The 543-nt window shown below is 40.3% G+C and carries 1 protein-coding gene; it reads left to right on the plus strand.

Annotated elements, in window-relative coordinates:
* The first annotated feature begins 187 nt into the window (after positions 1 to 187).
* Positions 188 to 424, plus strand: a complete 237-nt coding sequence (locus ACTBDZ_RS18380) for a hypothetical protein (RefSeq protein ID WP_438816340.1) — start codon at positions 188 to 190, stop codon at positions 422 to 424.
* Positions 425 to 543 lie beyond the last annotated feature (119 nt).

Raw genomic sequence — 543 nt, forward strand, 5'->3', positions numbered from 1 at the left:
GAGTTCAGTATTGGTGACAGACCACCACAAGTATCCAACCTCAATTCTATTCACAAGACCATCGTTGATGTTCTCGGCGAGCGATACCGTCGAATTTATTCTTAAAGTAGGTGCGGAATGACGGCTGTAAGGAATGCCGGGAAGATTGGGAGAAGCGAAAATATTTTGATAGCCAACGGAGGATTGAATGATGCAACTTAATAAACCTCATATCACGACCTTCAATCAACCTGATTACAGGGAAAGGGGCGTTATCACTTACGGTAGTAATAATATTAATCATCCTCATTATTTGATGAACACTCAAATTTTCCCCGGGGATGACAGTGAAACAAAGGAATATAAGTTAACCATTGCCTATCTGACGGAAGAAAATAAGTGGCTCAAAAAGCAGGTGAAAAAATTAACGGGTATCGATGACTGAAACACTTTCAGCATTCCCATTATCCGCTTATCGCCGCAATCAACATCACACTGAAATAGATAACACTGAACTACCTCTTTATACCCGCGCCGATATTCGTCTGAAAAATTATACATCAA

Origin of the sequence: Symbiopectobacterium sp. (assembly GCF_051710365.1) — a bacterium.
In the GTDB taxonomy this organism is placed as follows: Bacteria; Pseudomonadota; Gammaproteobacteria; order Enterobacterales; family Enterobacteriaceae; genus Symbiopectobacterium.